General features: G+C 46.6%; 10 protein-coding genes. 4 read left to right on the top strand and 6 right to left on the bottom strand.

Features of this window, described 5'->3' with window-relative positions; translation table 11 throughout:
* Positions 1-48: 48 nt before the first annotated feature.
* Complete coding sequence (locus IFU39_RS13380) at positions 49-1,680, bottom strand: helix-turn-helix domain-containing protein (RefSeq protein WP_192133120.1); 1,632 nt, start codon at positions 1,678-1,680, stop codon at positions 49-51.
* A gap of 185 nt (positions 1,681-1,865) precedes the next feature.
* Positions 1,866-3,152 carry a DUF5050 domain-containing protein gene (locus tag IFU39_RS13385; protein WP_192133122.1) on the bottom strand — a complete coding sequence of 429 codons (1,287 nt, stop codon included), beginning with the start codon at positions 3,150-3,152 and terminating at the stop codon, positions 1,866-1,868.
* A 243-nt stretch (positions 3,153-3,395) separates the two neighbouring features.
* Between IFU39_RS13385 and IFU39_RS13390 the strand changes: the two genes are divergently transcribed.
* Both IFU39_RS13390 and IFU39_RS13395 read left to right on the top strand, forming a co-directional pair.
* Positions 3,396-4,409 (top strand): Gfo/Idh/MocA family oxidoreductase, encoded by a 1,014-nt coding sequence (locus IFU39_RS13390; RefSeq protein ID WP_192133124.1) that lies wholly within the window; start codon positions 3,396-3,398, stop codon positions 4,407-4,409.
* Positions 4,410-4,441: 32 nt separating this feature from the next.
* Complete coding sequence (locus IFU39_RS13395; protein WP_192133233.1) at positions 4,442-5,428, top strand: Gfo/Idh/MocA family protein; 987 nt, start codon at positions 4,442-4,444, stop codon at positions 5,426-5,428.
* A 3-nt stretch (positions 5,429-5,431) separates the two neighbouring features.
* Here the strand turns inward: IFU39_RS13395 and IFU39_RS13400 are convergent, their stop codons facing one another.
* The 3 genes from IFU39_RS13400 to IFU39_RS13410 are packed head-to-tail and all read right to left on the bottom strand — an operon-like array spanning position 5,432 to position 8,095.
* Positions 5,432-6,313, bottom strand: a complete 882-nt coding sequence (locus tag IFU39_RS13400; protein WP_244660968.1) for a MurR/RpiR family transcriptional regulator — start codon at positions 6,311-6,313, stop codon at positions 5,432-5,434.
* 50 nt (positions 6,314-6,363) lie between these two features.
* Positions 6,364-7,197 (bottom strand): ABC transporter permease, encoded by an 834-nt coding sequence (locus tag IFU39_RS13405; protein ID WP_091015342.1) that lies wholly within the window; start codon positions 7,195-7,197, stop codon positions 6,364-6,366.
* Complete coding sequence (locus IFU39_RS13410; protein ID WP_192133126.1) at positions 7,190-8,095, bottom strand: ABC transporter ATP-binding protein; 906 nt, start codon at positions 8,093-8,095, stop codon at positions 7,190-7,192. The genes IFU39_RS13405 and IFU39_RS13410 overlap by 8 nt, the downstream gene beginning before the upstream one ends.
* A gap of 444 nt (positions 8,096-8,539) precedes the next feature.
* Between IFU39_RS13410 and IFU39_RS13415 the strand changes: the two genes are divergently transcribed.
* Complete coding sequence (locus IFU39_RS13415) at positions 8,540-10,375, top strand: HSP90 family protein (RefSeq protein WP_192133127.1); 1,836 nt, start codon at positions 8,540-8,542, stop codon at positions 10,373-10,375.
* The gene (locus tag IFU39_RS13420; protein WP_091015337.1) at positions 10,375-11,430 is read left to right on the top strand and encodes a hypothetical protein; all 1,056 of its coding nucleotides are present in this window, start codon (positions 10,375-10,377) and stop codon (positions 11,428-11,430) included. Before IFU39_RS13415 ends, IFU39_RS13420 begins: the two co-directional genes overlap by 1 nt.
* A 157-nt stretch (positions 11,431-11,587) precedes the next feature.
* Here the strand turns inward: IFU39_RS13420 and IFU39_RS13425 are convergent, their stop codons facing one another.
* The gene (locus IFU39_RS13425) at positions 11,588-13,795 is read right to left on the bottom strand and encodes a serine hydrolase (RefSeq protein WP_192133128.1); all 2,208 of its coding nucleotides are present in this window, start codon (positions 13,793-13,795) and stop codon (positions 11,588-11,590) included.
* Positions 13,796-13,814: the final 19 nt, after the last annotated feature.

Here is a 13,814-nt window from a genome sequence, read left to right on the forward strand (position 1 = left end):
CACGATGTAAAAGATAATCTTGCCCATAGTATCAACCTATGTTCACATCTAATGTCCGATCAGACCTGCCTGAGGAAAGACTACAGACTGCTGAGTAATCTGTTCCAGTTCATTTAGAATCTGCAGATGTCCAGCCGGAGTCCAGCATAACTGTTGCCAATTCGAGATATCGTGAACGTTACCATACAATACAGCAGGGGATCGATTCCATGATGCCGTTTGTTTCATGCGTCGGAACAGCTTTTCACTGACAGGCTGGAGCGAAGCACGATGGATTAACAGGTAATCCGTGTCAAGTACGGGGATACTATCCGCTGCATACTCATTTCTGGAACTTTCGGGAGATACAAGCTGAGCAGGCTGGAGTCCCAATTCGGCATACAATAAGTGATTTAATGGATGCTCGCCAGTTCCTTGTAAACGGATGAACTGATTCGTAACCTCCATCAGAGCCAACCGTTTTTGTCCGAAATAGGGTTGCAGGTTCAGGCTTGCTTCAAGCTTGCGAAACACAAGTTCTTTGAAATTTAGCAACGCTTGCTTCTCACGTCCGACCAGTTCGGCTATGCGAATATGGTTCTCTTTCCAGTCATCAGTAGACTCCAAGATGATGGTGGGTGCAATACTTTTCAGGTGATCGTAATAGGGCTTGTGGTAAAAGTCACCGATGATCAAGTCTGGCTTCGCCTGCCGAAGTTGATCGAATTGTCTGGTTAATCGGCGTTCTTGTTCATATTCATCCGATTCTCGGTCAAACAGACCTTGACCTTCCAGCACAGCTACCGGGCGCAGTCCAAGCGAGGCCAAGTTCTCATGGAATCCCATAATGGATGCCGTAGCTACGCGAAGTTGATCTCTTTTCATATATACGCTGGGAGCAATCCCCAAGGTTTGTTTGAATTTGCGGCTAAAATAATACTCATTGCCATACCCGACAGATACCGCGACGTCTTTGAGGACACAGGATTCCTCTGTCAGCTGTTTCTTGGCTTCGTCTATACGTAAACGATTCAGGTAATCGGTCGGTGACATGCCTTTGGCCTTCTTGAAACTGCGTGAATAAGAGCTTGGTGTGAGTCCAGCAATCTTGGCAAGCTGATCCATGCTGATTCCTTCACTCATGTAACGTCGCATATACATAATACTGCGTTCCAAGGCAGGGTCTACTTTCTCATGATTGGCTTCCAGCCGGTTCTCTGAGAGAAATTGCAGCAGTTCATGCAGCTGGCTATGTATGCTGATAAAGTGATCCGGTTGAAGACCGCGATAGGTTTCATACAGTTGTTCCAAACGTAATACAGCCTGCTGCTCATGACGAACCAGCAACCTGCCTGTCTGCCAATCCAGCGGGAAGGCAGGTGAAGAGGTCATTTTCCATTCACCGCGTACTTGCTGCAAACAAACCGTATCCATGCTTAGCAATATACATTCGGTCACATTCGAGCGTGCAGCGGCCTCAATGGTTGTTCCTGGCTTCAGTACAAACAAGTTGCCCGCTTGCGCCGTATAGACTGTATCATTCAGGACCAGAACACCGTCTCCTTGCAAAATAAGACAGAGCATGGGCCGTGACACCGTCTTGCCTTGCACACGGAAATTCTCCCCACGACGCACACGGCACATGGAGGAGAGGAGTGGTAGAGATGAGGTTTCAGCAATGAAGGGAAACTGTTCAGTCATACGGACCATCCTTTTGTCTTATTTTCTTAATGATAACAATTATCATTCTCATATGGAAGATGTTTTTTAAAAATAGTTTTCGACAACCCAAAAAGGATTACCAAGAGCCACTAGGGCTACCAGGTAATCCTTTTTGTTATGGATAAGTCCGTTGAATGGCTATATGCCTGAATCAACATTATATGTTAGTACGGTGTCACCAACAGAATATTGTCGAGGAAAACGTCACTCATTACTTTTTTCCCTGTTCCACCCGTTTGCACGTGATACAAGCGATATTGATCTTTGGCATTGATATAGAAGAGGCCCGCAACATCATCTCTGATATGGAATGCATCCCATTCGTCCCCGGTAAGTTTCGTTACCTTGAGAGCTGTATTAACCGAATAGAGTCCGTTGTTGCCCGAAATGTATGCAGCCGTAGATGTACCATTGGTCAATTGATTCGCAACATACGTTACATTTGTCAGGTTCAGGTTGGCAGACTTGGTTACTTTGTTGCCCGAGACCGTTTTGGCATAAGCCTTTTTGTCTGCATCAATAAGGACAACCTTGTCTGTACCTAAGGCACTTATTTCACGAACGCTCTTGTTATGAAGCTGAAGTGTTTTGGCTGAAGTTGTTAACGCAAACGCTTTGCCTTTGGCATAATTGTAATCCTTATTGCTGTCGAGAACGATTCCTTTGTTATACACGTAAAGATTGTTTCCCCAACCACCGGAATATACAGCATTCACATCCAGTTTGGCTTTGGGATTAACAGCGGTCGCTTTACCAGTGTTGTAGTTCACCTTATACATGACAACAGCATTGGTGGAATAGAAATCCTCGTACGGGTCTGTATTTACCATCAGTTGCAGTTCGTTTTTGGCTTGATTTGTAAAATAACGTCCTTCCACTGCGCCTGCGGCAATCCGCTGCACAGCTCCAGAACCGTTGGACGTTTTGGACACGATCCACGTGTTTCCATTAACCAACGCATTATAGTAGGCACGCCCTTTGGTTACCAGGAGGAATGGGAAGTCGGTATCAGCCTTGTCAGCAATCTTGGTGACAGCTGAAGCGTCACTATTGCCATTCGCGCGATAAATGGTACCTGTAGCATCCAGATAATAGATGAATCCGTTATCCGTATAATAGCTGAGTACATCTGTAGCAAATGTCTCCGCCGCATCGCTGGACCCGTCATTTGGAACCCGAAGCAATGTTGTGGAAGAAGCAGTCTGCGTGTAGTAGAGATAAGAGCCTGCCCCGTGCAAGTCCACACCTTGGAAATCAATTAATACTTCTGTTGTATTGCTGCCATCCGCGGAAACTTTGTACAAAACTCCGTCAGACTCATAATACACTGTGGATTGGCTAAGTGAAGCTGCCTGGGCTGCGGTTCCACCTCCCAATGTCATTGCTGCAATGAGTGTAAATAACAGCAATGTACAGATGGTGCGTTGTAAGTATGTATACCCTGTTTTCATTCGTTCATCGTCCCCTTCGTTCTTCTATATGTATGTCGTTAATTCCTTATGTTATATCGGTAAACTATGGAAGATATGTTAGATCTCAAACATGAAAAAAAGAAGAGGATGAAATTGAATTTCATAGTCATTCAAACCTGAAATCGAATTGCGAATGATGCTGCCAATCCGGTTCCAAAGCATTCTTCGCCTGACTTGATCGTGATAACATAACATTCAACCAGAGCAGAGGAGTGAGCGATCATGTTAATGAATGTGGCGATCATCGGATTTGGAAACGCAGTGGTGAATTATCATTTGCCTTATCTGGACAAAAAAGAAAACATCAAGGTGAAGACGATATACCGTCGCGAGGAAGATCGGGTTGGCGATACAGAACGTGAGTTACTTTATCCCGAGATTACTTTTACAACGATTATCCAAGACATATTGCAGGATGATGAGATTGAATTGATTGTTGTCGCTACCCATGTGGATAGCCATATAGAATACGCCAAGCTGGCCTTGGAACACGAGAAACATGTGCTGGTGGAGAAACCATTTGCCTCCACTTCTGCGGAAGCCAAAGATATCTTTGAACTAGCCACTCGTAAAAATCTCATCGCCATGGCAAATCAAAATCGCAGATTTGATGGTGACTTCCTGACATTGAAAAAAGTGATTGAGGGCGGCAAATTGGGGAATATTGTTGAAATCCAGTCCCACTATGATTATTTTCAGCCACAGTACGCGAGAAGTGGATTTGGATTGCTGCATGGTTTGGCTGTACATACGATCGATCAGTTAATCTCCATCTATGGCGTAGCTGACCGAATTGATTATGATGTTCGGAGTTTGATCGCGCCGGGTGAATCCGATGATTATATCGATATTGATTTTCGTTATGGACGAATGAAGGCCACGATTAAGTGCAGTCTGCTTGTGAAGATCGAACATCCAAAATTCATTGTCCACGGTAATCGAGGGAGCTTTGTTAAATACAGCAGTGGGCATCAAACGAAAAATGGAGATGGACGAACCAGGGTATCCATTCAAGCTGAACCGGAGGATAACTGGGGGACGATTAGTTATGTGGACGATGAGGGAACATCACATACGGAGAAAGTCCCTTCGGAAGCGACAGACTATGGCATTTTATATGATCAACTGCTTCAAGCCATTCGACATCACGGTGATAAACCGGTCAAGGATGAAGAGGTTTTATATGTATTGGATATTTTACATGACGGAATCGAAGCAGCGAAGAGAGCCAACTGACAAAAAACCAACGACAGGAGCGAAACGATATGATGAATATAGCAACGATTGGTACAGGGTCCATTGTGGATGCCATTTTAGCTGCGATCAATGAATTGGAAGATGTTACTTGTACAGCGATGTACTCCCGGAAGAGAGAGACAGCACAGGAGCTTGCGGGTAAGTATGGGATCGGTACAATCTATACGGACCTGAAATCCCTATTATCAGATACAAATATAGATCTCGTATATATTGCTTCACCAAACAGCATGCACTACGAACAGGCCTATCAGGCACTTCAACATGGCAAACATGTCGTCTGCGAAAAACCGTTCACGTCCACGCTTCAGGAAGCAGATACGCTGATTGCACTTGCAAAAGAAAAGAATCTGTTGCTGTTTGAAGCCATCTCCAACATTCATCTGCCCAATATTAAAGTCATACAGGAGCAGCTACCAAAGCTTGGTCCGATCAAGCTCATCCAGTGTAACTACAGTCAATACTCGCGCAAATACAATGATCTGCTTGCAGGGGAAACACCGAACGTATTTAATCCACAATTCTCCGGCGGAGCGCTGATGGATATCAATATTTATAATCTGCATCTGGTCATGAATCTGTTTGGCAGTCCGAATACCGTATCGTATACCGCGAATCAGCATGCAAACGGCATTGATACGTCAGGAGTTGTGGTTCTCCAATATCCGGAGTTTATTGCGGAATGTGTAGGTGCCAAAGATACAAACAGCATGAACTTTGTGCTCATTCAGGGCGAGAAAGGTTATCTTCAGGTTGTGGGAGGAGCAAACGGTTGCCGGGAGATCAAGCTTCAAATCGGGAATGAGCCTGCTGAGGCGTTTAATGCCCAGAGCCAATCCAATTGGCTGTACTATGAGTGGGAAGCGTTCAGGGACATCCATGCAAATGGGAATTACAAACGGTGTTACGAACTACTCGAACACAGCCAGTCTGTAATGAGTGTACTCATGAGTGCGCGCAAGAATGCCGGGATTGTATTTGCAGCGGACCAGCTTTAATCGTTAATACGTATCGCTAATGCTCCCCATGTACAACATGTCGAAAATGTAGAGTACCGAGACCATCGAAGACATTTTGGATAGCCTTAATTGTTCATTGTATCCATAAGCCAGCAACGTTTCATCACAATGTCTGGACAGGGTTGAATGGTTGTTGCCCGTGACCGCGATGACTTTCATCTGTTTGTTGCTTAGCACTTTGGCGGCTTCAATCATGGATTGGTTCTCACCTGTGTGAGATATAACAAAAGAGAGCGTCAGGCTATTGGGATTCATCGTGTTCAAATAATGCATGTTCGGACTGTTATGAGCAATCGCAGATATGCCGAGTTCATTCCACTTGGCACAAGCCTGTTGAGCCAGATAATAATTCATATCACTGCCATAGACATCAATGCGTACAGATTCTTTGACCCAACTCGCGATTCGTAGCAAAACAGGAGCATTTAACATCCGGCGCGTATCATCCAGCGCCTGCTGGTACAGGTAAGGAACAGAGTCGATGGCAGCCAGCACGTTGCCTTGTTCTGCAATTGCATGATCCTGCGTTTGCAACGCGGAAGGCATGCGTTGATATTCAAGAGCAAGCTTTAACTGAAAGTCTGGGTACCCCTTGGTACCCAGCTTTTTGCATAGACGAACAATGGTGGATGAGCTTGTATAGGTCTGCTGAGCCAGTTCATGGGCTGTAGAATCAAATACAACTTCGGGATTGTTCAGGATATAGTCCACAATATGTTTCTCCTGTGCCGTTAATTGTGAAGCATATTTTAATTTTTGAAGTAGTTTGGATTCCATACAGTTGTTCCATTCCTCTCTATAATCATCCCAGAGCATATTTCTCCAAACATCATAACCTGCGCTTATTGATTTCTCAATCTGCATAACCGAGCCCAGTGTAATCTGTTGAATTTCCTCGCTACACTCCACATCATTCAGATCTGACTTTCCGCCAGTTGCTGACGACTATTCCACGACGTGACCAGACGAAGGAGAACCACACTAATGAGCATGAGCACAGCTCCGATCATGAGTAACATCCAAGGACCAATCAGCAGCATGCCACTGGCTTGACCAGCGACTAAGGCGATGAGGGGAAGGACAATTAATCCGCCAAGCTGATAGGCTTCCTGGAACCCACGGACCTTGGCCGAGATGAGGACGTTTAATAAAATGACCATAAGACTGCAAGCGGGAACAACCCAGACCACAAGTATGATCCAGTTCAGATTGGGAAACATCAACGTTCCAAACATGGGGTACATCAGAATATTGGCAATGATTCCATAGATCAGGAAAGTAACCCAGGATAATAGAATGGAAGGGATCAGGGCAGCTAGCACTTTGCCTTTAAAAAGAGTGTTCATACTGATCGGTGTGAATAACAACCCTTCCAGCGTCTTACGTTCCTTCTCACCAGCGAAACTATTGGCTGTCAGAATGCTGGAGGCCATCACCGGAATGATGAGAAACAAGGGAGCGAACATATACATGGCCAAGTAATAGACAATACGATGATTATCTGTAGGCATGGAAGCAAGCTGGGGAATCTGTCCACCATGGGTTAACGCATCCAATGATTCGAGTAGAAAGCTGATGTTGCCCAGAGAACGAAGTTCCATTCTGGAGGCCGCCCACAGGAGGGCGGAGGGCATAATGATTCCGATAATCAGTGGAACGATCAACATGGGCAACCAGAGCTGAACGCTGGCTGTGACGGACCGGATATCTTTACGTACCAGTGCACGTATGGCTTGGCGGTTATTCATGGTGGTGTGCCTCCCTTATGGCAAAATAGATACTTTCCAGATCACTGCCCGTGATGCGGGCCTGATAGACTTGACCATGCTCCGTTAATTGCCTTAGCAGTAATGGAATATCTTCACGCGATGTAAGCTGGAATGTCGCTTGATGTGCGGAGATTATTTCAGGTGTAAAGTGGGTTGCCGTGTGCCATCCATCGGACATGTCGGCTTCTACTTCGAGCTTCGGAGTGGACAGGTACCGGCTAACAATCTCCTGTTCCGTGCCTTCCTCCACGATGCGCCCCTTTTCCATGAAAATATAATGATCACAGACGGCTGACAGTTGGGACAGCACGTGGGATGAGACCAGAATTGTCATCTTTTCTTCCTTATTTAACTGACGGATAATGCGCAGCACCATCTGAATTCCATCCGGATCCAGGCCATTGGTGGGCTCATCCAGAAACAGGATGGAAGGACGATGCAAGAGTACTCGTGCAAGGCCCAAGCGTTTCTTCATGCCTGTGCTATAGGTGCCGACTTTTCGATGCTGATAATCCTGCAACTCGAACAGAGTTACAAGCTCTTCGATTCGTTTCTGGGCATGCTTCAGGCCAAAAACATCTGCGAAGAAAGTCAGATTGTCACGCCCGCTCATATTTTCATATAATCCACTTTGCTCGGTAAGAGTGCCACACATGGCCAGTACTTTCTCTGCCTCACAAGCGGCATCCAATCCGTTAATGGTTACCTGTCCACCGGAAGCGCCCAAGACCCCATTCATGATACGGATCAGTGTAGTTTTGCCCGAACCATTAGGTCCAATCAACCCGGTGACACTGCCTTGTTTAACTGTAAAACTGACATCATGTAGTGCTTGATGCACCTTGAATTGCTTGGATATGTTACGTACTTCGATCATGTATATTCACCGTCCGATCTGAGTTTGGAGATTATACGTGCGGTAGGCTGATATCGTTCAAATGGACGATAAAAAAGATATTTTCCTCCTTCAATAGTCCCGAATGCAGGATGCACATTTACCCTGAAGTCTGCCTGAAATCGGGTCTCAGGTTTGTTTTCACTCTGCCTTGTAACATGTATCCTTATTTTAGGGTAGAACATCCGTTTCATTGCTATTCATAACGTGGTAATGAAAGATAAGGCCATACGTCTCATGAATGCCTGAAATATGCATATACGCCGGTCTTGGTTATCCAGGGCCGGCTTGACGTGATGTTTTGGCGTGCCTGTCACGGGGAACGTCTGTTTCTAACGATTACATAATGAATTCGTCTAACACATCCATACGAATACATCGTATGGGTACATATTGTGTTTGGACGTAGAGGAAGGTGAGTGAGTCATGACAGCATCCAATGAATATCGATTTCAAGTGAATCTGAGCGGGATGATCCAGATTTTATCCAACCATCTATATAGTAGTCCCAAGGTGTTCTTGCGTGAACTCATGCAAAATGCAACAGATGCCATCACGGCACGCAAGGAAGTGGAGCCGGGATATCAGGGAGAAGCACGAATCGAGCTGACAGGAACCGGTGATCAATTGACGATGATGGTGGAGGACAACGGAGTTGGCCTGACCGAAGCGGACATCCACGAGTTTCTGGCGATGATTGGACAATCCTCGAAGCGGGGACAACAGGCACTGCTGGATGGCGAGACATCGTTTATTGGGCGTTTCGGTATTGGTCTGCTCAGCTGTTTCATGGTAAGTCATGAGATCGTTATGCTGACTCAATCGATTAAGGGTGGTCCCTCGATGGAGTGGAGAGGTAAGCCGGATGGTACATATACGATTAGACAATTGGACACACAGTTGTCCCCCGGAACGAAAGTATATCTGCGTTGTACACCGGATGCAGCACATTATTTTGAAACGGAGTATGTGAAAGAAGCTTTATTTTACTACGGCGCTTTGCTTCCTTATCCGGTTACGTTGATACATGATGGGGCGCAGTCTGTTGTCAATCAGGATTCTCCGATCTGGCTTACACGCCCGGAACTTGCCCGTTCTTGCCGAGCGGAAGTGCTTGCTTTTGGTGAACGTCTGCTCGGGGAGAAGTTCCAGGATTTCATCACGCTTACAACGGCTTCCGGTCGTACGGGAGGCATTGCTTATGTTCTGCCCCATGCGGTGAATCTGAATGCCAAGCGTTCTCACCGGGTGTACCTGAAGCGAATGCTGATCTCGGAGAAAGCCGAGAATATTTTGCCGGAGTGGGCGTTCTTCGTGAAATGCCTGATCTGGACCGATGAGCTTCAACCGACGGCATCAAGAGAACATTTCTATGAAAATGAAAAACTGGAAGAGGTGCGCTCCGAGCTTGGAGACGCTCTGCGTATGGGGCTGGCTGACATGGCTGAGAATCAGATCGAACGTCTGCAGAAGCTGATTCGCCTGCATGCCCTTTCGATGAAAGCACTGGCCGTTCAGGATCAGGCGTTCTACGCGATGATTCACCGCTGGCTGCCTTTTGAGACGACGAGAGGACACCGGGAACTGGGTGAACTGATTGATGAAGGGGATACGCTGTATTACACCGGCTCCATTGATGAATACCGCCAGATTCACCATGTGGCTTCAGCACAGTCCATGCTGGTCGTCAACGCAGGTTACATCTATGATAAGGAACTGATGGCGATGCTTCCAGTCATACTGAACCATGTACAGACCGAGCGGATTGAGCCAGATGAAGTATCGATGACATTCACGGATGTTGCACCTGCTGAACGTAACCAGTATTATGATGCGCTGCGTTTGGCAGATTCGGCATTACAACGTTTCCGCTGCCGGGCAGAGGTGAAAGGATTCAAGCCATCGGATCTGCCGGTGTTGTTTACCCTTTCGCAGGAATCATCCACGCTGCGTGCGCTGGAAAAAGCAAGCGAAGAGAGTACTGACTTATTCTCCTCTGTTCTCGGTTCGTTGTCGGCAGGCATTAATTCGGCAGGGTACTCGACGTTGTATCTGAATGTAAACAATCCCATCATTAAACGGGTGCTGACTTCACCAGATAATCAGATGACACCGATTGCTATAGAAATGCTGTATGTCAACGCACTGATGATGGGCCATTACGCCATGAACAAGCAGGAGCTTGAAGTGTTGAACCAGGGAATTGTACGGTTTATTGATTGGGGTTTACGCGCAAATATGAACCATGAGGGAGATGCCTGATGAAGACAGAGATGGATTTTGAAGATTTGATGGAAGAGGCCTATCAACTGCCTAATGGTCCTGCAAAGCTCGGTTTTTTGGAGGAAGCAGCGCGGGTAGCCGATGTGAATGGTATGGTTGAGGAGGCGTACGAAGCACGCTCCGAGATTGTGGATGCAGCCACCTTCTGTGGATATCCGATGAAAGCTTTGATCGCTTTTTCCTGGCAACTTGGCAAGTTCGATCAGCAACCAGAGCTGTATGATGAAGAAACGTTATTATGGTCATATAAATGGATTCTCGGCAAAATGCCTGACTTCCCGGAAATATCACGTGACAAGATCATGGAGCTGCTGGAGGACTTCGGAGCACGGTTCAAGTCTTATGGTTACAGTGAGCGTTCTTACTGGTACTATCGTTTCCGCATCTTTATGGATTTCGGAGAGCTGGAAGAATCAGGACGCAGTTATGACAAGTTCAGAACATTAGACCGCGACTTCATGAGTGACTGTGAGGCGTGTGAGCAGGATGAGATTATGCGATATTTCTTGTTAAAAGGAGACGATGAGAAGGTGTTGGAAGTGGCACAGCCTATTCTGAAAGGGCGTATGAGCTGTGCAGAGATTCCGCATCTAACGTTGTCGGAAATTCTGATGCCGCTATATCGGTTGGGACGGACTGCGGAAGCAGATAAACATCAGACCAAGGGATATCGCCTGATCAAAGGCCAGAACGATTTTGTGCAGAGTTTTGCGGAGCAGATGGATTATCTCACACGTACGAATCCGGCAAAAGGAATTGATATCCTCGAAGAAACACTGATGCTCGCAGCCGATCATGAAGATGCTTACGCCAAAATGATGTATTATGCGAAGGCAGCTCCGTTATTGCGGCGCTGGGCGGAAGAAAAAGAGTCGGAAGGGTATCGCATGCGCCTGCCAGCGTCCTTCTCGTATGAAGGCGATCCAGGCGACCTGCTCAAGCTGGCCGATTACTTTGCGGAGCATGCTCAGACCGTTGCAGCCAAGTTTGATCAGCGCAACGGGAACCGTCATGTATCTTCGCTGATCGAATAGAGATGGATATAATTCGGTAACATGTAACCGATAGCTATTATAACGTAAGAAACCTAAAGAAACAGGCTTGTTCATGAAGGATCATTCCCTTCTGAACAAGCCTGTTTTTTTGCATCATGAGCATGATAAATCTAATCGGTATGAAGATGTTTTATTTTTATTGTGCTGAAGCCGCAGAAGGGACCGGCGCTGGTACTGGAACCGGTGCAGTTTCAGATGTCTCCTCTACAGCTTCGGCTTCTTCAGAAGGTTCTGCTTGCGGCTGCTGAGCAGCCATCAGTTCAGCGACGATTTGATCTGTTGGTTGGGTAAGCAGCGCATACATGATCGCAGCCTCTTCCTGACGAATCAGAGGTTTGCGGGAAAGGAAATCAACAGAACCATCCTCCATTACCTTCACCTCGGGTCCATGGATACCAAGCTTCGCCATCATCTGAACGGCTGGTACAGCCCATGGGTCTGTGTGTCCCGCAAGTTTGACATCCGTGAACAGTTCACTAGGATATTGCAATTGCAGAATTCTCCACATCATGACCATGGCTTCCTGTCGGATAATGACTTGATCCGGCTTAAACTGCTGTTTGTCCTTGCCAGTAATCATACCCATTTCATATCCAAGTTGGATATATCCGGCTGCTGCATGGTCTGCCCAGTCAGTGCCTGCAGGGGGCGTTGTTTTGCTAGGCTTCAAACCACTCAGTTTAAGGGTGTTCTCAATAAATTCAGCTCGTGTCACAGCTGATTTCGGTTGGAAAGACTTGTTAGCATCATTCTCATAATATCCAAGAGATTGGATGGCATAGATTGCTTCAGCATAAGGACTGTTATCACGAACATCCCGGAAGCCCATAGGCTTTTGCCCTTTTTTCTCATAACCCATGGGGTTGAGGTAAGGTTCTTTCATATAGATGGTTCCATCAGCATTTTTCTTGAATGCTGTGAATTGACCGGTCAATTCATCTTTGAAGAGATTATCTTCCATTTGAATCAGGTTGCGTTGACCCAGAAAAACGTCCGAAATGCTCAGTTGTCCAGGTTCTTTACCAGCATTTTTCAAGGAGCTGACGATCGTGCTAATCCGCAGATCCGCGTACAATCCGGTGAAGCGTTGCAGCTCAGCCGCGGATTGCGGCGTGTAATCCTTGAACTGCACAGGCTCTGCATATTGCGGGAAGAAGCTCTGAATAAATGCAGGGTAGAACAGATTACGAAGTGCTCCATTTTGATTATACGTCAGGAAAACGCCTGTATTTTGCTCGGGAATAAGGAAGAGATAAGAGCTGAATCCAGCCAGGTCGCCTGCTTTCGTAATAATTTTTGGACTACTTCCTGCTCCGGGAAGCTGAAATGCAGCTTCGAATCCATAGGTGGTATTTGGTAGCAGTGGATGAATGGATGAACGGTACTGCTCCATACTTTTCACTGTGGATTCCTTGAGAATACGCTCGTTGCCCTTCACGCCATCATTCAGGAACGCAATCATGAACTTCCCGATGTCCTCAGCAGTAGACAACATGCCACCATGAGGCATTGGTGTTGGAGAGATGGTGTACAGATCAAGCGGATTGTGTGCCGCATCATAGCCAGTAGCCAGCTGCTTTTGGAACTTTTTGTCCAGCATGAAACTGCTGTTATCCATTCCCAACGGTTTGAAGATATGTTGTTGCATGTAGGATTCAAAAGGCTCGCCGCTTACATTCTCAACAATCATGCCAAGCAGCAAAAACGAGAAGTTATCGTACATGTAGGCGCTACCAGGCTCGCGAACGACAGGAGGCATGTGTTGCTGTGCGTAATCCTCCATCGCTATGTACTTGTCGAAATCAGTATGGATGTCTTCCTGCTGCGGATCACGGATCTCGAATCCGGTCGTGTGTGTCAGCAGGTTCTCCACAGTTACAGGTTTGTGAAAAGGATTATCGAATTCGAGCCCCTTCACATAGGTCTGAAAATCAGCTTGCAGATCAACCTTGCCTTGCTCTACCAGCTGCATTACAGCTGCTGACGTGAACGTTTTGGAGACAGAGGCTACACGGAAAGCGGTATTTTTGGGATCGATCGCTGTTTTGCTCTCCACATCGGAGAATCCGTATCCTTTTTCCGCCAGAACTTTGCCATCCTTCACAACAACCACGGAGGCGCCCACATAATGGGGCTTTGCCTCAGGTGAATCGAAGAATGAATCCAGAAATGCTGTAGCCGATTCAGTTGTCAGCGCTTTCGTCTTTCCCTGTTCAGCAGCTACTGGAGTTGCAGTCTCCGCCTGAACCGCGGGTACCCATAGACTGAGAGACAGAACCACAGCCATAAAAGCTCCTGTTAGGGAGGTGAACCTGAAACGGGTCTTTCGTCTGGATAAATGCATGCAAACACTCCTTTATGAA

This window comes from Paenibacillus sp. CFBP 13594 (assembly GCF_014842675.1).
Lineage (GTDB): Bacteria > Bacillota > Bacilli > Paenibacillales > Paenibacillaceae > Paenibacillus > Paenibacillus amylolyticus_B.